Origin of the sequence: Nioella ostreopsis (genome assembly GCF_004000255.1) — a bacterium.
In the GTDB taxonomy this organism is placed as follows: Bacteria; Pseudomonadota; Alphaproteobacteria; order Rhodobacterales; family Rhodobacteraceae; genus Nioella; species Nioella ostreopsis.
Genome location: NZ_RCIQ01000009.1, coordinates 25,853 through 43,430 on the forward strand (window position 1 = coordinate 25,853; position 17,578 = coordinate 43,430).

Here is a 17,578-nt window from a genome sequence, read left to right on the forward strand (position 1 = left end):
CGCAATGACATGAAGGCGCTCGTCAAGGCCAAGCCCGAACCGGGCCTCTGGATGGAGCGTGTTCCGGTCCCCGAACCGGGGCCGCAGGACGTTCTGATCAAGGTCCGGAAATCGGCGATCTGCGGCACCGACGTGCATATCTGGAAATGGGACGAATTCAGCGCGAAAACCGTCCCGGTCCCCATGGTCGTGGGCCACGAGTTCTGCGGCGAGATCGTCGACATGGGCAAGGCCGCGACCAAGTACCGGATCGGCCAGCGCGTCTCTGGCGAAGGCCACATCACCTGCGGCACCTGCCGCAACTGCCGCGCGGGCCGCGGGCATCTGTGCCGCAACACCAAGGGGGTGGGCGTCCACCGCCCCGGCAGCTTCGCCGAGTACCTCTGCATCCCCGAATCGAATGTCGTGCCGATCCCCGACGACATTCCCGATGAAATCGCAGCCATTTTCGACCCGTTCGGCAACGCGGTGCACACTGCGCTGAGTTTCGACCTTGTGGGCGAGGATGTGCTGGTCACCGGGGCTGGCCCCATTGGCATCATGGGCGCGCTCGTGGCTCAGAAGGTGGGTACGCGCAAGGTCGTGCTGACCGATATCGCGCCCTACCGGCTCGACCTTGCCCGGCGGCTTGGCGTGCAGACCGTTGTCGATGTCTCCTCCGAACAGCTCAAGGACGTGATGGACCGGATCGGCATGACCGAGGGCTTCGACGTGGGCCTTGAAATGTCGGGTGCAGCGGCGGCCATGCGCCAGATGATCCACCGCATGAACAACGGCGGCAAGATCGCGCTTCTGGGCATTGCCCCCACGGAGTTTGCCGTCGACTGGAACGAGATCATCTTCAAGATGCTGACCGTGAAAGGCATCTACGGGCGCGAGATGTATGAGACCTGGTACAAGATGATCGCGCTGGTGCAGTCGGGGCTCGATCTGACCGGGCTGATCACGCATCGCATCGGGATCGACGATTTCGAGGACGGCTTCGCCGCGATGCTCTCTGGTCAGGCGGGAAAGGTTGTGATGGACTGGGGCTGACCGAAGGAGGCGCCCAATGACCGAAACGCTGATCACGTCCGAGGTGGATTACGAGGCCGAGGGTCGCCAGACCGGCTATCTCCGCGTGCCCCATTCCGTCACCCGCAGCGCCTATGGCTTCATTCCGGTCCCGATCACGGTGCTGAAAAACGGTGAGGGGCCGACCATGGTGCTGATGGGCGGCACCCATGGGGACGAATATGAGGGCCAGATCGCGATTGACCGGCTGGCCAAGAATTTGCGGCCCAAGGATATCGTGGGCCGTATCATCTGCCTGCCGATGCTGAACTTCCCCGCCGCCGACGCGGGCCTGCGCTGTTCCCCGGTGGATGAGGGCAACCTCAACCGCGCCTTCCCCGCCGATCCGCGCGGCACGCCGACCCAGTTGATCGCGCATTACGTCGAAGAGGTGCTGATGCCGATGGCCGACTATGCCATCGACCTGCATTCGGGCGGCGCGTCCCTCTTCTATCCGCCGACCTTCATGCGCTGTCCGGGCTGGACCGAGGAAGAAGCCGCAACTCTGCGCAAACTCCAGACCGCCTTCGATCTTCCCTACGCCTGGGTCTTCATCGGCGGCGGCGGCCCGAACAGCACCGCGCGCACCACGATGGGAGCAGCCGCGCGCAAGGGGGTCGTGACCGTGAACGCGGAACTCGGCGGCGGCGGCGCGGTGACGCCCGAGATCCTGGCACTGGCCGAGCGCGGGCTGAACCGCGTTCTGCATGCGGTCGGGATGCTGCCGGGATATCAGCCTGATGAGACGCGCGGCACGCGGGAGCTGCATATTCAGGGCCTAGTCCATGCCTATGACCGGGGCGTGTTCGAGCCCCTGCTGGAAATCGGCACCGAAGTTGGCGTCGGGACAGTCCTCGCCACGATTCACCACCCGGACGACCCGAGCCGCGCCCCGACCGAGATCGTCTCTGGCTACGATGGAATGATTCTCGCCATGCGCGCGCTCGGACGGGTGGACCGCGGCGACGCCCTCTTCCAGATCGCGCGGGACGTGGCGTGACCCGATCATGCCCGGGGTCACTATTGTCTCTCCGGCCGCACGCCGAACGGCCCCTGCTTCTTTGCTTAAGGGTCTATTCCAGCTCAGTGTCTGAGCGGTTTCATTCTGCACGATTTGAGAAGGATTTAATAGAGGTCCTTTTCGCGCGTGTTGAAGTGGAATTCGGTTTCGTTGAGGAAGGTTTGGAAACTGGTTTTCTCAGCCCGTTGAACTTGGCGTGGCGGCGCTTGGCGTAGCTCCGGAAGCTCTCGATGCCGTTGATATGGACGCCGTTCTCGGAGAAGATCGGGAGATCGCGCTGACGGGTCAGTCCGAAGTAGCTTTCGTCCAGCTCGACCTGGCCGCGGAAGGGGCAGTCCTGCTACGATAGCTCGCCCATCCTGCGCCTCAGAAGCCCATAGAGGGCGGCAGCCGTCTTGTGGTTCAAACCGGTCAGAACAGCCGCCCGGTCGGCGGTGATATCGAGCGTGAAAAGCCGCAGAAGCTCGCGGGATTTCCGCTCCGAAATTCTCCCCCGAAGCAGATACCGGTTTTTCTGAGCCATAAGAGCGCCTAATCATACTCTCAGAACACCTCAGCTGGACCGGACCATGGCCAAAACATCCCCCCTGCCCCGCGACCCGGTGGCGGCGTTGGTTGCCACTGTGCCCACGGACGGGTTCGGGGCGGCGCTGCTGACCTATATCCGCAGCCAGGCCGAGATCGCCAATTTCGGCGCCTTCCTGGTGCCGGACCTGCGCAATCCGCAACCGGTCCTGTCGGTCTGGTCCGGGCAGATGAGCGACTATTGGTTCAATGTGAATGCCCGGCGGATCACGTCCCATGACGCGCTGCGCCGCGATTTCGTCGACCGCATCCGCCGTGCGCCACCCGGCGGGCTGGTCATCGACCGCTGGCGCCCGCCTGCAGATGACCCCCGCGCCCCGATCTACGCCCGTGACCGGGTGATCGAGCGGGTCTCGGTTGCGTCACGCACCGGGCGTGGCGGGTTCGTGTCCTTCTTTCTGCGGGGGGATCAGTCGGGTTGGTTGACGGATGACGAGTTGGAGCGATTGCGCAAGGTGCTGCCCCTTGCCCATGAACTTATCGGGCTGCGGCACCGGCTGGTCGGGGCGGCGGGAGCGACGGCCACGGGGTTGCGAGACCGGGCCGTGGACCCTTTCACGGCGCTCAGCCCGCGCGAGGCGGAAGTCTGCGATCATGCGGTGCGGGGCGTGTCCGTGGCAGGGACCGCGTTGGCGCTTGGGGTATCGGAGAACTCTGTCAGGACCCTGCGCAAACGGGCCTGGCGCAAGTTGGGGGTGGGCTCGGCCACGCAGCTTGCGTCGCTGGTGTTGTCAGATCGCGGCTGAGCCCCCTTCCCGACCCGGCCGTTTCGTGGAAACATCGCCCCGACAAGCGGGGAGAAGAACATGAGACTAGACGGCAAGACCGCCATCGTGACCGGCGCGGGATCGGGCTTCGGCGCGGGGATTGCGCGGCGCTTTGCGGCAGAGGGCGCGAAGGTCATGGTCGTGGACCTGAACGCAGAGGCGGCGGAGGCTGTTGCGGCAGAGATCGGCGGCATCGCGCAGGTGACGGACGTGGCCAGCGGCGACAGCGTGAAGGACATGGCTCAGGCGGCGCTGACCGCCTGGGGCCGCATCGACATTCTGGTCAACAATGCCGGGATCACCCATCTGCCGAAACCATTGGAAACCGTGACGGAGGAGGAGTTCGACCGGGTTCTGGCAGTGAATGCCAAGTCGGTCTACCTGACCGCGCGCGAGATCGTGCCGCATATGAAGGATGCCGGCGTAGGGGCCATCGTGAACATCGCCTCGACCGCCGGGGTCAGCCCGCGCCCGAACCTCAACTGGTACAATGCCTCCAAGGGCTGGATGATTACCGCGACCAAGGCGATGGCGGTGGAACTGGCCCCTTTCGGCATCCGTGTGAACGCGGTCAACCCGGTGGCGGGCGAAACGCCGCTTCTGAAAAGCTTCATGGGAGAGGACACGCCGGAGATCCGGGCCAAGTTCATCTCGACCATTCCGATCGGGCGCTTTTCCACGCCGGAGGACATTGCCAACGCGGCGCTCTACCTCTGCTCGGACGAGGCTAGCATGGTGACCGGCGTGGCGATGGAAGTGGACGGGGGGCGCTGTATCTGATGCGACCCGGCCCCCTGAACCTGATCACCGATGTGCCCGGCCTGCGGGTGGGCAACGCGGAGGATCACCGGGTAAAGACCGGCGCGACCGTGCTGCTGGCCGAGCGGCCCTTCACCGCCGCCGTGCATGTGATGGGCGGCGCACCGGGCACGCGGGAAACCGACCTGCTGGCCCCCGACAAGACGGTGCAGGAGGTTGATGCACTGGTGCTGTCGGGCGGATCGGCCTTCGGGCTGGACGCAGCCTCTGGCGCGGCGGATTGGCTTCGTTCGCAGGGGCGGGGCTTTGCCGTAGGCGATCAGCTGGTGCCGATTGTGCCGGGAGCCATCGTCTTCGACCTGATCAACGGGGGTGACAAGGATTGGCGCGAGAATCCCTATAAGCGGCTCGGGGCCGAGGCGGCGAAGGCTGCCGGGGGGGCATTCGCCCTTGGCACAGCCGGGGCCGGAACGGGGGCGATTATTGCGGACCTGAAGGGCGGGCTAGGCTCGGCCTCGGTCGTGCTGCCCTCTGGCCACACGGTCGGGGCGCTCGTGGTGGTGAATGCGCTTGGTCAGGTGACTGTGGGCGATACCGGGCATTTCTGGGCTGCACCCTTCGAAATGGGTGGCGAATTCGGCGGGCTTGGCCCCGCGCCCGGGTTCGATGCCAGCAAGCCCCCGCGCCACAAGGGCGGGCCCGGGCAGGCCACGACGATTGCCATCGTCGCCACCGATGCGGCGCTGACGCAGGCGCAGGCCACGCGCATGGCCACCGCCGCCCATGACGGCATGGCGAGGGCGATCTATCCCAGCCATACGCCGATGGACGGGGACCTGGTCTTTGCCGCCGCGACTGGCGAGCGGCCCCTGGCCGACCCGGTCTGGGACGCGCTGCACCTTGGACACGCGGCGGCGCTGTGCCTTGCGCGGGCCATCGCGCGCGGGGTCTACGAGGCGACACAGGGCGAAAGCGACCCCCTGCCCACCTGGCAGCAGGCATTCGGCTGAGGCTTGGTCTTTGCGGTGCAAAGCGCTAGGCTACGCGCATTGTATTGATCACGGAGATTTCACATGCGACTGACAGCAATCGCAGCCGCCGTAACACTGGCCGTATCCCCCCTGCCCGCCCTCGCGGACTCGCATGAGGATGAGGTCATGGCCACGCTGCAATCCGCCATGGACGCCTATGGTGCCGGCGACATCCAATACGCACTGGAAGAACTTGCCTATGCGCAGCAACTGCTGAATGGGCTGGTGGCCGAAGGGTTGCAGGGCTTCCTGCCTGCGGCGCTGGACGGCTGGACAATGACCATTGACGAGGATGCGGCCCAGGGCATGGGCTTTATCGGCGGTGGCACCATTGCGCGCGGTGAATACTGCGGTCCGGGGGCTTGCTTTACCATCACGCTGATGGCGGACAATCCGATGGTCACCTCGATGGGGGCGATGCTGGGGAACGCACAGATGATGGCCGCCATGGGGCCGATCGTGCGGATCAACCGGCAGAGCTTCCTCAATCAGGATGGGGACCTGTCGGCGCTGATCGGCAACCGGATCCTTGTGCAGGCCGAGGATGGCGACGAGGACGTGATGGTCCAGCATCTGGAGCAGATGGACTTCCGTGAAATGATGATGTTCGGGATGTGATCCCGCTGGATGGCCCGGCCAAGCCGGTCGGGCCATCGCCCCTCTTAGGGGGCAATCAGCACCTTGGCATCCTTGGCGGCAAGCGCCGCCGGGAAGCGGTCAAGTGCCTCAGAGAGCGGCAGAACCTCTGACACATCCGTGTGCCAGGCCCCGCTTGCGAAGCGCCCCTGAACCTCTCCGACAAGCGCTGCTACCTTTTCGGGCGCGGTCTCTCGCATCCAGCTGGAGAGCCAGAACCCTTCGATCCGTTTGCCCATGAAAATGAACTGACCCATCTGGTCGAGGCGGGGCGGCGTGGTGGCCAGCCTGCCATAGCAGACCCACCGGGCCCCGCGCGGCATGGCGAAGAACAGGTCGGCGGCCACCTGATCGGCCACCGCATCGAGCAGGATACGCGGTTTGTGTTCAGCCATGACCGCCTTGGCCCGGACCGCGAAATCCGGGGCGGAACTGACCAGTACATCCGCAGCGCCAAGCGCCTTCAGCGCCTCGGCCTGTTCGGCGCGGCGCACCACGGGGATGGCGGCAATGCCCGCATCCTTGGCCAGCCCGATCATGAATTTCCCAAGCTGCGATCCACCAGCGGTGAACAGGAACGCCCCGGCCCCATCGGCCCGCACGATGTCGAACATCGCCATCGCGGTCATCGGGTTGACGATCAGCCCTGCTGCGTCCTCGTCCCGCAGGTCGGGGCGCAGGGGGATCATCATGCGCGCATCCGCCATGGCATATTCCGCCCAGGTGCCCCACCCCATACCGAAGAAACTGACCCGCTGGCCCAGTAGCGGCGTATCGCCTGCCACGACCTCGCCCACACCTTCAAAGCCTGCAGGCATCCCGGCCTTGCGCGGCTGACCATACTGGCCAGAGACGAACATCAGGTCCGAGGGGTTCACGGCGGCGCGGGTAACCTTGATCAATGCCTGCCCCTCGCGCGGCTGAGGCACGGGCAGTGTAGAGAGCGACACAAATTCGGAGAGGTCAGTCGGCATGTCACCCGCGCTGCCACTGGCGTATCCGTCTTCGCGCAGAACAAGCGCGGTCATCGTGTCTGGCAGGGTCATGTCGGCTCTCCTTTGGGGCTGAACGCCTGAGATAGGGAAGCGCGTGGGGCGGAAAAAGGAAACCCCCGGCGTGACATTACGTCAGCCGGGGGCTTTTTGTCGGTCGGCGGTGCGTGCTTAGTGCAGGCGGGCCGAAACCTCTTCGATGGCACCGTCAATCAGCTTGTTCTGATCGGCAGCACTGGTCCGGGCGGCGATGACTTCCGCAGCGGCGGCCACAGCGATGCTGATGGCCCGGTCGCGCACTTCGCGCACGGCGCTGTTTTCGGCCGATGCGATCTGGTCCTCGGCTGCGGCCAGTCGGCGTGCGATAGAGGCTTTCAGGTCCGCCTTGGCCTGCTCGGCGGCAATCTGTGCCTCTTCGCGGGCATGGGCAACGATGCGCTCGGACTGCTCGGCCACTTCACGCTGCTTACGCTCGTAGGAGGCGAGGATCGTCTGTGCCTCTTCGCGGAGCGCGCGGGCTTCGTCCAGCTCGTTGCGGATGCCCTCGGCGCGCTGATCCAGCAGGCCCATCAGGATGCCGGGCACCTTGAAGTAGACCAGAACCCCGACGAAGACGAGGAAGGAGATCAGCACCACGAAGTCGGTGTTGAACAGCGAGAAGAACGGACCCGAGGCCGCGAAAGCGGGCGAGCCGATCAGTGCGAAAAGAACTGCAAGGCGTTTCATATCCCTTATCCTTTCACACGTGCGGTGACAGCGGCGGCAATCGACGCATCATCGGATGCGGTCGGTGCCAGCGTGGCCACGATCTCTGCTGCGGTGTCACGGGCGACCGCCTCCACGGCTTCCAGCGCGCCGGCACGGATCTCGTCGATCCGGGCGGCGGATTCCGCTGCTTTCGCAGAAATCTCGGCATCGGCCTTGGCGGTTGCATCCGCAAGGTCGGCCATGATCTCGGCGCGGGCTTCCGCTGCGATGGCCTGGGCTTCGGCACGGGCGTCGGCGAGGGCCTTGTTATAGGCGTCCTCGGCGGCGGCGGCCTGACGCTTCAGGTCTTCGGCGGCGGCGATATCATTCGTTATGGTTCCCTGACGCTCGGCCAGAACAGCCCCGATCCGGGGCAGAGCGACGCGAGACAGGATCAGGTAGATCACCACGATGGTGACCACGAGCCAGAAGATCTGGTTCGGGAAGGTAGAAAAGTCCAGCTGCGGCATTCCGGGTGCGGAAGCGGCGGCGTCGTGTGCGTCAACGGCCATCTTGTCCTCCGAGGAACCTGGTTACACCGGACCGCTCGCACGCATGGCAAGCGGCCCGGCCGTAAGGATGGTTCGCGAAAGGCTTAGACGGCGAACATCAGCAGCAGAGCGACGAGGAATGCGAAGATCCCCAGTGCTTCTGCGAATGCGATGCCGATGAAGAGCGTTGCGGTCTGGCCGGCTGCTGCCGACGGGTTGCGCAGGGCGCCGGACAGGAAGTTGCCTGCCACGTGACCCACACCGATTGCGGCTGCGCCGGAACCGATTGCTGCGAGGCCTGCGCCGATGTGTGCGAGATCGCCTTCCATGTGATATCTCCTTACGATTGGAAGTTTGGATATGTTGGTTTCTTGAGACGTGCGGTTAGTGCGACGGATGCAGCGCATCGCGCAGGTAGACGCATGTCAGGATCGTGAAGACGTATGCCTGGATGAAGGCCACCAGAACCTCCAGCCCGTAGACTGCGGTGATCGCCACCACCGGTGCCACGGCCCCGAGGCCGAGGACGCCTGCAAAGCCCGCGAACACCTTGATCACCGCGTGGCCAGCCATGACGTTGCCGGCAAGACGGATGGAGTGGCTGACCGGGCGCACGAAATACGAGATCAGTTCGATGATCGCGAGGATCGGCCGCAGCGCCATCGGCGCGGAGGACACCCAGAACAGCCCGAGGAAGCCCGCGCCGTTCTTGACGAACCCGACGACGGTCACGGTCAGGAACACGGCCATCGCGAGGATCGCGGTCACGGCGATATGAGAGGTGGTGGTAAAGCTCATCGGCAGAAGGCCAAGGAAGTTGGCCATCACGATGAACAGGAACAGCGTCATGATATAGGGGAAGAAGGCCAGCGCGTCCTTGCCCGCCACGTCTTCGACCATCTTGCGGATGAAGCCATAGGTCAGTTCCGCCACCGACTGCGCACGCGAGGGCACGATGGCCCGGCCACGAGACCCCATGACCATCAGGATGAACACGCCGACAATCGCCAGCATCATCCACAGGGTCACGTTGGTGATGGTGTAGAAGGAAATCGGGCCGTCGCCAAACAGCGGCTCGACGATGAACTGGTCCATCGGGTGGATCTGAAGACCACCTTCGGCACCATGAGCGGCATCGGCGCCGTGGGCCGCTGCTGCGTCTGCACCGTGGGCTGCGTCAGCGCCGTTTGCGACAACCGCCTCTTCACCGTGGGTCTGTTCTTGTGCGTCTTCGGACACGTCTCATTCCCCTTCATCGCGCGCGGCCAGCGCCGCTTCGTTTTCTTTCTGGATCTCGTGGGCAGAGCGGATCATCGTCTTCACCCCGGCCACGAAGCCCAGCAATGTCAAAACCACCATGAACCACGGCGATGTGCCAAACAGCGCATCCAATCCGTAGCCCATGCCAAATCCGATCCCCAGACCGGCCACAAGCTCTATCACCATCCGCCAGGCATGCTGCGCCATGGAATAGTGTTCCTCGGTATGGGGCTTGTCGCTTTCCTGCCCGGCTTTCAGTCGTTCCAGCCGCTGTTCGAAGTCTTGCAAGCGGTCAGGATCGGGCCCGTCGGACATGGAAAACGCCCCCTTCAGAGGTTCGGGCGGAAACTAGGCAGAGCACCCCACAGAGTCAACGCGTAGTTTCCACATTTTCAAAGCGTCTAATTTATTGATTATATGCGAGTTTTTCTGCATGCGACAAAGACGGCACAGCTGCCCGACCCGGCATTTCAGGTTTTCATATATTCAACCGATCGGTTGACGGTATATTCAACCAGATGGTTGACGATCCTCGTCCGGCCATGGATATCCGCGCAAATGACATCCGATCTCGACACAGTCTTCTCGGCCCTCGCCGACCCCACCCGCCGCCGCATCCTGACGATGCTGCTGGAGGATGATATGGCCGTGACCGATGTGGCGGAACCGTTCGAAATGTCGCTGGCCGCGATTTCCAAGCACCTGACGATCCTCGCGGGCGCGGGCCTGATCAGCCAGGAAAAGCGCGGCCGGGTAAAGTGGTGCAAGCTGGAACCCGACGCGCTGAAATCCGCCTCGGTCTGGATGCAGGGCTTTGGGCAGTTCGAGCCGGTCAACCTCGACGCGTTCGAGGCTTTCCTTGAACAAGAGCTTGGCGACCGCCCGGATTAGGTTTTGGCCGCCCGCAGACAGGCCCGGATGAACTTCGCCGCAGACCGATAGTGGCTCGGCCCCGCCGCTTCGGCATATCGCCCCGTGGTCCAGCCGGTTCCCCCCGGCATCGGCCCGCCATAAAGCGCTGCATCATCCTGCGTGTTCAGATAGGCCATCAGGCGCGCATGCCCGTCTGCCAGACGCGTCCGCGCCGCCGGCCAGGATTGATCCGCATATCGCTCACGCAACCCGGCGTTATAGGGCTTCAGCTGGTTCCACTTCACCCCGTGATCGGGCATCTCAGCCGCCTCGCCCTCCTCCAGCCACTGGAAGAACAGCTCGATCCAGTGCGACCGGTGCAGGATCACGTCGCGGATGCTCCACCCATCCTCGAACGCGCGATTGGCAAGATCCTCGGGGATACCGGAGATCACCTTGTCGAGCTTGGCATATTCCTTTTCGGCAACAGCCAACAGGTCGGCTCGGTTGGTTGCAGCGGGCATGGCGCGTCTCCTCTCTGGTCCGCGCAGAGACTAGCTTCACCCGGCCACCGCGACCTTGATCCGGCGCAATCTCAGCCGTCGTTCTTCAGCAGCAGCAGAAGCGCCAGAACCGTCAACGCCACGCCCCCCAGAACGTAAGCCGTGGGCAGTCCGTTGCCGAGGAAGTATTCCCACCCGATCACCCAGGTAGGCGTGAGATAGGTGTAAGCCATGACCTTGGAGGCCGGCAGCTGCATCGACGCGAATTGCAGTAACACCACGGTGACCGCCGTGGCGAAGACCGCCGTATAGGCCAGCGTGATCCAGACAATTCCGGGCAGCGCTGCCCAATCGGTCGCCAGTACCTCGCCCCCGCCCCAGATGAACAGCACGAAGGCGCCGCCCAACATCGTCCCGAAGGTGGAGACAGGCGCCGGTTCGCCCCGGTTCAGCATCCGCACCATCGGCGTGTAGATCGCGTGGGCGATACAGCCGATGAAGTAGACCACCTCGCCGCGCCCGATCTCGAAGGCCAGCAGCGCCGCGATGTCCGCGCGGAAGATCACCCAAAGCGCCCCCGCCCCTCCGATGGCCAGCGCCAGCACCATGCGCCCGGTCATGATCTGGCTGAGCAGCAGAAACCCGAAGCCAGCAGTCATGATCGGGGTCAGCGTGAAAACGGCTGCGGCGGATACCGGCGGGGCCGTCTTCAGCCCCTCGAACATCAGCACGAAATAGGTGCCGAACAGCCCGCCAAGGACGAGGTAGCGCCACGGGGCGTGGAAATGCCGGCGGTGAAACCCGCCGCGCGCCTGCACGATCAAGGACACCACAACCGCGCCGCAAAGGAACCGCACCGCGTTGAAGGCCGCCGGGTCGATGTGATTGGCCGTCATCGAGCCAAGCGAGAATGACCCCGCCACCAGAGCCGAGAAGGCCAGCATGGCCAGATGGCCGCGATACCCGCCGGTCATGTCAGGCCGGGTCCACGGGCCAGTCGCTGACCTTTTCCTTGAGAAAGCGCAGAACGGTCTGCACCTTCGCCGTGCGGTGCAGGTCCATATGGGTCACCAGCCACAGCTTGACCGACCATTCCTCCAGCGGCGGCAGCATCTCGACGAGGTTGTCATCGGTTTGCAGGTCGAGACTGGAGACAAAGCCGACCCCCATTCCCGCCATCACCGCCTGCCGCATGCTGTCGGTGTCGTTGCAGCGGAACCGGATGCATTCCTCCGGCACCACGTCCACCAGCCAGCGCAGGAAGGGCGCGCGGGGGTTTTCCATCGCCGTGCCGATGAAGCGGTGTTGCGTGATGTTGTCTTCGGTCAGCGGGCCGAACCGGTCCAGATAGTCCTTGGTGGCGCAGAGGACCGTGGACAGGGTGCAATAGGGCTGCACGATGTTGTCCTGATTGTCGCCCGGCTTGCCCGCCCGGATCGCTACATGCGCCTCTCCATATTCCAGCCGGTAGAGCCGCATATCCGTCAGGAACTGGATCTGAAGCTCTGGATGGGCTTCCTGAAACTCGCCAAGCGCCGGAACAACCAATGGCGCGATGACGTTAAGCGAGGTGATCAGCAATTCGCCCGTCACCTCGTTGCCACGTCCCTTGATGCGGCTGGCCAGCTGCGTGAACTGGTCATCGGCGCGCCCGCCAACGGCCAGAAGATCCTGCCCCGCTTCGGTCGGCGTGTAGCCGCGTGCATGTCGCTGAAAGAGCTTCGCCCCAAGCCGCGCCTCCAGCGAGTCGATATGGCGGATCACCGTCGCATGATGCACCCCAAGCACCTCGGCCGCGCCGCTGACCGTGCCCATGCGCGCCACCTGATAGGCGGTGCGGATTTCGTCCCAATCGCTGAATGACATCGGCTGTCGTCCTGTCTGTGCATCACATCACGCTTCCGCGACCATGATGCCATCTCTGTTCATCAGGGCAAGGGGAAAGGCACGGCGCACGGAAATCGGTTCGCTCAGGCGGAATTCCGCAATTTCGCACATTCAGTGTTTCAAGACGCGTATTTTGCGCGCTGAGAGACTGACTACCTTCAGTCTCAGACGCAAACCAAGACAATCAAGGACAGTATCCCATGACCTCCTCCATCCTCCGCATCGACGCTTCCGCCCGCCGCGAAGGGTCCATCAGCCGCGACCTCGCTGACCGGATCATCGCACGCTTCCCCGGGGCACATGTCACCACCCGCGATCTTGCCAACGGCCTGCCGTTGATCGACGAGACCTGGGTGGGCGCGAATTTCACCCCCGAGGCCGAGCGCAGCCCCGAGCAGCGCGCCACGCTTGCCCTGTCGGATGACCTGATCGCCGAGGTGAAGGCGGCCGATACGTTGGTCATCGGCCTGCCGATCTACAATTTCGGCGTCCCCGCCACGCTGAAGGCCTGGGTCGATCAGGTGGCGCGCGCCGGTGTGACCTTCCGCTATTCGGAAACCGGGCCCGAGGGTTTGCTGACCGGCAAGCGCGCCATTGTCATCGTTGCCTCCGGCGGGACCGAGGCCGGGTCCGAGATCGACTTTGCCACCGGTTACCTTCGCCATGTGCTCAGCTTCATCGGCATCAAGGACGTAGAGTTCGTGACAGCCGACCGTCTGGCGTTGGACCCGGATGGCACCCTGCAATCGGCCCGCGACCAGATCGACGCGCTAGCCCTGGCCGCCTGAGCGACAACCGGGGCGAGGGAAACCTTTGCCGGAGTCTCTCGCCCCGTGCTACCATCCCCGCATGCTACGCCTTGCGGTCCTACTGATGCTTCTGCCCGGACAGGTCATGGCCCTGACGTGCACCATTACGTTTTCGGTAGAGATCACCCATGGCATCGGCCCCTATCCACCGGGGGTGGAACTGAATGGCACCGCAGAATTCGAGACCCTGCGCAGTTTCCGGCAGGAAGGCGGCGCCACGGCGCATCTGGCGACCGGCACCATGGGGCTGGATGGCCACATCACCGGCAGGCTCTGGACCCTGATCACCACCAGCCGCACCGTCGCCGCCGATCTGGTCGGGCTTTATGCCTTGGATGTTGAAGGGCTGACCTTCGTCGGGCAGGACTTTCGCGGACCCATGGCCATCACGCTCTATGGCGATCCCGGCAGTTGGCCCCATGAACGCCCGCCGGTCACCCAGGAAGAATGGGACAGCCTGACCCTGCGTCGGTCCTTCCAGCTACATGCGCCCGACAGCTCGGACATGTTGGGCGGGGATATCACGCGGCTGGATGCGACCTGCGAGGACTGATGGATGCAGGTTCAGGACTCAAACGACCGGCGTCTGGTGCTCAGCGAAAAGGATGGAGAGCTCTCTCTCGTCTACATCTTCATCGCGTTGCTGCTCCTCGCCGCTGCTGTGCCATTTCACCTGTGGGGCGAGATCATCTGGCCGGCCTATCTGGGCTACGGGCTGGCGGCCTGTGCGTTGGTCATCGCTTTTCTTGCCCGCAACAGCTGGCATCGTCTGATCTTTGACCGTGATGCCGATCAGGTGGTGTACACCCGCAAGCTCGCCCTTCGGCGCAAGACCGAGACACTCCCGCTTTCCGCCGTTCACTCCGTCGTGGTCAAGGAACGAGACATTCGCGTGGAGAACGCGAAATCCACAGTGTACCGGGTTGTCATACGCCCCTTCGAGGGTTCGGGTCACTATGCCATCGGCTTTCTGATGTCTCGGCAAGGCAGCAATTGTGTTGTGCAGATCTGTAACGACTGGCTTGCAGTGGACGCGGCGCTGACCGACGCTTGACTCACCCCCATGCCCGCCGTAAACGGACCCCTGATATCCGGGAAGTGCCAGCTTTCCGGTCCTGAGTCCGTTCTCAGGATCGCCCCCCGTCAGCGAGGTTTCGCCCACGGGGGTGTTGGTGCATTCCTCGCGGTCCCTTATCTGGGATGGCAACCGAAGTAGATGAAAAGGGGCCGTGCCCATGTTCGAAAATCTGTCCGAACGCCTGTCTGGTGTCTTCGACCGTCTGACCAAGCAGGGTGCCCTGTCCGAGGATGACGTCAAGACCGCCATGCGCGAGGTGCGGGTCGCGCTGCTGGAGGCGGACGTGTCCCTGCCTGTGGCGCGCAACTTCATCAAATCGGTTGAAAAGAAAGCCACCGGTGCCGCCGTCACCAAGTCGATCACGCCGGGCCAGCAGGTCATCAAGATCGTCCATGACGAGTTGATCGAAACCCTGCGCGGCGAGGGCGACCCCGGCGCGCTGAAGATCGACAATCCGCCCGCGCCGATCCTGATGGTCGGTCTGCAGGGCTCTGGTAAGACCACCACCACCGCCAAGCTTGCCAAGCGTTTGAAGGAACGTGAAGGCAAGAAGGTGCTGATGGCCTCGCTCGACACCAACCGCCCGGCGGCGATGGAACAGCTGGCCATTCTGGGTGTGCAGATCGGGGTGGATACCCTGCCGATCGTGAAGGGCGAGACCGCGCAGCAGATCGCCAAGCGCGCCAAGACGCAAGCCTCCCTCGGCGGCTATGACGTCTACATGCTGGACACCGCCGGTCGTCTGCATATCGACGCCGAGCTGATCAGCCAAGCGCAGGAAGTGCGCGACATCGCGACCCCGCGCGAGACGCTGCTGGTGGTCGATGGTCTGACCGGTCAGGACGCGGTGAATGTCGCGCAGGAATTTGACGACAAGATCGGCGTGACCGGCGTCTGCCTGACCCGGATGGACGGCGACGGACGCGGCGGTGCGGCGCTGTCGATGCGCGCGATCACCGGCAAGCCGATCCGCTTCGTCGGCCTCGGCGAAAAGATGGACGCGCTCGAAACCTTTGAGCCGGAACGGATCGCGGGCCGCATCCTTGGCATGGGCGACATCGTGGCCCTGGTCGAGAAGGCGCAGGAAACGCTGGAAGCCGAACAGGCCGAGCGCATGATGAAGCGCTTCCAGAAGGGTATGTTCAACATGAACGACCTGAAGGGCCAGCTGGAGCAGATGCTCAAGATGGGCGGCATGGAAGGCATGATGTCGATGATGCCGGGCATGAAGAAGATGGCCAAGCAGGTCGAGGATGCCGGGTTCGACGACAAGGTGATCAAACGCCAGATCGCGCTGATCAACTCCATGACCAAACGCGAACGCGCCAATCCCGCGCTGCTGCAGGCCAGCCGCAAGAAGCGGATCGCGCAGGGTGCCGGGCAGGATGTATCGGAACTCAACAAGCTGCTGAAAATGCACCGCCAGATGTCCGACGCGATGAAGAAGCTCGGCAAGATGGGCAAGAAGGGCATGATGCGCGGCGGTCTTGGCGCGCTCTTCGGCAAGGGCGGCGGCATGCCCGGTATGCCCGGTGGCCCCGGCGCGGGCGGCATGGATCAGGCGGCACTGGAACAGGCGGCGAAACAGCTTGGCGCGCCCGGCGCGGGCAACATGCCCGGTCTTGGCGGCGCCCCGCTGCCCCCCGGCCTGTCGGGCTTCGGGAAGAAGAAGTGACCACAGCCCTGCCGCATATCCCCACGCTCGAGACCGAGCGTCTCGTCCTGCGCGCCCCGCGCATGGGGGATGTCGCGGCATGGGCGGAGTTCGTCCGCTCTGACCGATCCCGTTTCGTGCGTGGTGATGACATTTCGCTGAAAACCTCGTGGCGCGGGTTTGCCCATGTGGCAGGCATGTGGATGCTGCGCGGCTACGGCACCTTCGTATTCGCGCTGAAGGAGACCCCCGACCAGCCACTCGGCATGACCGGCCCATGGCATCCGATTGACTGGCCCGAGGCCGAACTTGGCTGGACCGTCTGGAGCGAAGCGGCCGAGGGCAAGGGCTATGCCCATGAGGCCGCGCGCGAAGGCCGCCGCTACGCCTATGACGATCTCGGCTGGAAAACTGCCGTCTCATATATCAACCCCGAGAACACCCGCTCCATCGCGCTGGCGGAACGGATGGGCTGCGTGCTGGATGCGGATGCCGAGCAGCCCGATTTCGACGGGGAACAGGTGCTGGTCTACCGCCACCCCGCCCCGGAGGTTCTGCAATGATCCGCGCCCCGCATGAAATCCCGGCAACCGGCCCCGCCGCCGCATTTGCTGCACAGCTTCGATCGGTCCTGCCGGTGCTGGACACCGAGCGGTTGCGCCTGCGCGCCCCCCGGATCGAGGATTTCGAGACCTACGCCGCCATCGGAGAGAGCGAGCGAGGACGCTATCTGGTCGAGGACAATGCCGACCGTGATGCGCTCTGGCTCGACTTCGCGCAGATGGTGGCCACGTGGCTCTTGCGGGGGCATGGCGTCTGGACGGTCGATACCCGCGACACGGGCGACACTATCGGCTTCGTCCTTCTGGGCTTCGAACCGGGCGACCATGAGCCGGAACTGGGTTATCTGTTCCTGCCCGAAGCGGAAGGCCATGGCTACGCACAGGAGGCCGCCCGCGCGGCCCGCGCCCATGCCTTCGACACGCTTGGGATGAAAACGCTGGTCAGCACCATCGACCACGACAACGCCCGGTCCATCCGCCTGGCCGAACGGCTTGGCGCGACCCGCGACGCCGCCGCAGAAGTGGCCCATGACAACACCATCCAGGTTTACCGCCACTGCGCAGAGGAGACCCTGCAATGAGCGACGACACCGCCCGCGCCGCCGAGATCCTGAAAGGGCATCGCGAGTCCATCGACCGGCTGGACGCGATCCTTGTCTACACGCTTGGCGAGCGGTTCAAGCACACGCAGGCCGTGGGAAAGCTGAAAGCCACCCACGACCTGCCACCCTCCGACCCGGCCCGCGAAGCCAAACAGATCGCGCGGCTGGAGGATTTGGCGAAAGAGGCCGATCTCGACCCCGAATTCGCCAAGAAGTTTCTGAACTTCATCATCGCTGAAGTCATTCAGCACCACAAACAACACCAATCCTGAGGCCCCGGCCTCGACC

Annotated in this window: 24 protein-coding genes; 14 read left to right on the forward strand and 10 right to left on the reverse strand. The window is 64.1% G+C overall.

The window, feature by feature from the left end:
* The first annotated feature begins 9 nt into the window (after positions 1-9).
* Complete coding sequence (tdh, locus tag EP237_RS10905) at positions 10-1,035, forward strand: L-threonine 3-dehydrogenase (protein ID WP_206052285.1); 1,026 nt, start codon at positions 10-12, stop codon at positions 1,033-1,035.
* Positions 1,036-1,051: 16 nt separating this feature from the next.
* Positions 1,052-2,053 (forward strand): succinylglutamate desuccinylase/aspartoacylase family protein, encoded by a 1,002-nt coding sequence (locus tag EP237_RS10910; protein WP_127560935.1) that lies wholly within the window; start codon positions 1,052-1,054, stop codon positions 2,051-2,053.
* Positions 2,054-2,414: 361 nt separating this feature from the next.
* Here the strand turns inward: EP237_RS10910 and EP237_RS23820 are convergent, their stop codons facing one another.
* Positions 2,415-2,597 carry a hypothetical protein gene (locus EP237_RS23820; RefSeq protein ID WP_420812517.1) on the reverse strand — a complete coding sequence of 61 codons (183 nt, stop codon included), beginning with the start codon at positions 2,595-2,597 and terminating at the stop codon, positions 2,415-2,417.
* Between the two features lie 46 nt (positions 2,598-2,643).
* Between EP237_RS23820 and EP237_RS10920 the strand changes: the two genes are divergently transcribed.
* The 4 genes from EP237_RS10920 to EP237_RS10935 all read left to right on the forward strand — a co-directional run bounded on the left by EP237_RS10920 (position 2,644) and on the right by EP237_RS10935 (position 5,834).
* Positions 2,644-3,405, forward strand: coding sequence for a helix-turn-helix transcriptional regulator (locus EP237_RS10920; RefSeq protein ID WP_127560936.1), 762 nt, complete (start codon positions 2,644-2,646; stop codon positions 3,403-3,405).
* Positions 3,406-3,465: 60 nt separating this feature from the next.
* Entirely contained in the window at positions 3,466-4,206 is a 741-nt protein-coding gene (locus EP237_RS10925; protein ID WP_127560937.1) for an SDR family oxidoreductase, read from the forward strand.
* Positions 4,206-5,195, forward strand: coding sequence for a P1 family peptidase (locus EP237_RS10930; protein WP_127560938.1), 990 nt, complete (start codon positions 4,206-4,208; stop codon positions 5,193-5,195). Before EP237_RS10925 ends, EP237_RS10930 begins: the two co-directional genes overlap by 1 nt.
* A gap of 63 nt (positions 5,196-5,258) precedes the next feature.
* Positions 5,259-5,834 (forward strand): hypothetical protein, encoded by a 576-nt coding sequence (locus EP237_RS10935; RefSeq protein WP_071691228.1) that lies wholly within the window; start codon positions 5,259-5,261, stop codon positions 5,832-5,834.
* A 44-nt stretch (positions 5,835-5,878) separates the two neighbouring features.
* Here the strand turns inward: EP237_RS10935 and EP237_RS10940 are convergent, their stop codons facing one another.
* The 6 genes from EP237_RS10940 to EP237_RS10965 all read right to left on the reverse strand — a co-directional run bounded on the left by EP237_RS10940 (position 5,879) and on the right by EP237_RS10965 (position 9,657).
* On the reverse strand, positions 5,879-6,898 hold the full coding sequence (locus EP237_RS10940) for an alcohol dehydrogenase catalytic domain-containing protein (protein ID WP_127560939.1): 1,020 nt from the start codon (positions 6,896-6,898) through the stop codon (positions 5,879-5,881).
* A 117-nt stretch (positions 6,899-7,015) separates the two neighbouring features.
* The gene (locus EP237_RS10945; RefSeq protein ID WP_127560940.1) at positions 7,016-7,579 is read right to left on the reverse strand and encodes a F0F1 ATP synthase subunit B; all 564 of its coding nucleotides are present in this window, start codon (positions 7,577-7,579) and stop codon (positions 7,016-7,018) included.
* Positions 7,576-8,103, reverse strand: coding sequence for a F0F1 ATP synthase subunit B' (locus EP237_RS10950; RefSeq protein ID WP_127560941.1), 528 nt, complete (start codon positions 8,101-8,103; stop codon positions 7,576-7,578). Before EP237_RS10950 ends, EP237_RS10945 begins: the two co-directional genes overlap by 4 nt.
* Before the next feature lie 83 nt (positions 8,104-8,186).
* Positions 8,187-8,411: a F0F1 ATP synthase subunit C gene (locus tag EP237_RS10955; protein ID WP_071691233.1), complete on the reverse strand. Its 225-nt coding sequence runs from the start codon at positions 8,409-8,411 to the stop codon at positions 8,187-8,189.
* Positions 8,412-8,466: 55 nt separating this feature from the next.
* Positions 8,467-9,186, reverse strand: coding sequence for a F0F1 ATP synthase subunit A (locus EP237_RS10960; RefSeq protein WP_276316993.1), 720 nt, complete (start codon positions 9,184-9,186; stop codon positions 8,467-8,469).
* A 138-nt stretch (positions 9,187-9,324) separates the two neighbouring features.
* Complete coding sequence (locus EP237_RS10965) at positions 9,325-9,657, reverse strand: AtpZ/AtpI family protein (RefSeq protein WP_127560942.1); 333 nt, start codon at positions 9,655-9,657, stop codon at positions 9,325-9,327.
* A gap of 243 nt (positions 9,658-9,900) precedes the next feature.
* Here EP237_RS10965 and EP237_RS10970 point away from each other — a divergent pair, with 243 nt between their 5' ends.
* The gene (locus tag EP237_RS10970) at positions 9,901-10,233 is read left to right on the forward strand and encodes an ArsR/SmtB family transcription factor (protein WP_127560943.1); all 333 of its coding nucleotides are present in this window, start codon (positions 9,901-9,903) and stop codon (positions 10,231-10,233) included.
* Here the strand turns inward: EP237_RS10970 and EP237_RS10975 are convergent.
* The 3 genes from EP237_RS10975 to EP237_RS10985 all read right to left on the reverse strand — a co-directional run bounded on the left by EP237_RS10975 (position 10,230) and on the right by EP237_RS10985 (position 12,563).
* Positions 10,230-10,718, reverse strand: coding sequence for a ClbS/DfsB family four-helix bundle protein (locus EP237_RS10975; RefSeq protein ID WP_127560944.1), 489 nt, complete (start codon positions 10,716-10,718; stop codon positions 10,230-10,232). The genes EP237_RS10970 and EP237_RS10975 overlap by 4 nt on opposite strands.
* Positions 10,719-10,789: 71 nt before the next feature.
* Entirely contained in the window at positions 10,790-11,671 is an 882-nt protein-coding gene (locus EP237_RS10980) for a DMT family transporter (RefSeq protein WP_127560945.1), read from the reverse strand.
* A gap of 1 nt (position 11,672) precedes the next feature.
* A complete protein-coding gene (locus EP237_RS10985; RefSeq protein WP_127560946.1) occupies positions 11,673-12,563 on the reverse strand; it encodes a LysR family transcriptional regulator in 891 nt (296 codons plus the stop codon).
* A 221-nt stretch (positions 12,564-12,784) separates the two neighbouring features.
* On the opposite strand from EP237_RS10985, the gene EP237_RS10990 reads away from it, so the two are divergent.
* The 7 genes from EP237_RS10990 to EP237_RS11020 all read left to right on the forward strand — a co-directional run bounded on the left by EP237_RS10990 (position 12,785) and on the right by EP237_RS11020 (position 17,562).
* A complete protein-coding gene (locus EP237_RS10990; RefSeq protein WP_127560947.1) occupies positions 12,785-13,372 on the forward strand; it encodes an FMN-dependent NADH-azoreductase in 588 nt (195 codons plus the stop codon).
* 61 nt (positions 13,373-13,433) lie between these two features.
* A complete protein-coding gene (locus EP237_RS10995) occupies positions 13,434-13,946 on the forward strand; it encodes a hypothetical protein (protein WP_127560948.1) in 513 nt (170 codons plus the stop codon).
* Between the two features lie 3 nt (positions 13,947-13,949).
* Complete coding sequence (locus EP237_RS11000) at positions 13,950-14,447, forward strand: hypothetical protein (RefSeq protein ID WP_127560949.1); 498 nt, start codon at positions 13,950-13,952, stop codon at positions 14,445-14,447.
* 181 nt (positions 14,448-14,628) lie between these two features.
* Positions 14,629-16,146 carry a signal recognition particle protein gene (gene ffh / locus EP237_RS11005; RefSeq protein ID WP_127560950.1) on the forward strand — a complete coding sequence of 506 codons (1,518 nt, stop codon included), beginning with the start codon at positions 14,629-14,631 and terminating at the stop codon, positions 16,144-16,146.
* Complete coding sequence (locus EP237_RS11010) at positions 16,143-16,688, forward strand: GNAT family N-acetyltransferase (protein ID WP_240661607.1); 546 nt, start codon at positions 16,143-16,145, stop codon at positions 16,686-16,688. The genes ffh and EP237_RS11010 overlap by 4 nt, the downstream gene beginning before the upstream one ends.
* The gene (locus tag EP237_RS11015) at positions 16,685-17,269 is read left to right on the forward strand and encodes a GNAT family N-acetyltransferase (protein WP_127560951.1); all 585 of its coding nucleotides are present in this window, start codon (positions 16,685-16,687) and stop codon (positions 17,267-17,269) included. Before EP237_RS11010 ends, EP237_RS11015 begins: the two co-directional genes overlap by 4 nt.
* A complete protein-coding gene (locus EP237_RS11020; RefSeq protein WP_071691246.1) occupies positions 17,266-17,562 on the forward strand; it encodes a chorismate mutase in 297 nt (98 codons plus the stop codon). The genes EP237_RS11015 and EP237_RS11020 overlap by 4 nt, the downstream gene beginning before the upstream one ends.
* Positions 17,563-17,578: the final 16 nt, after the last annotated feature.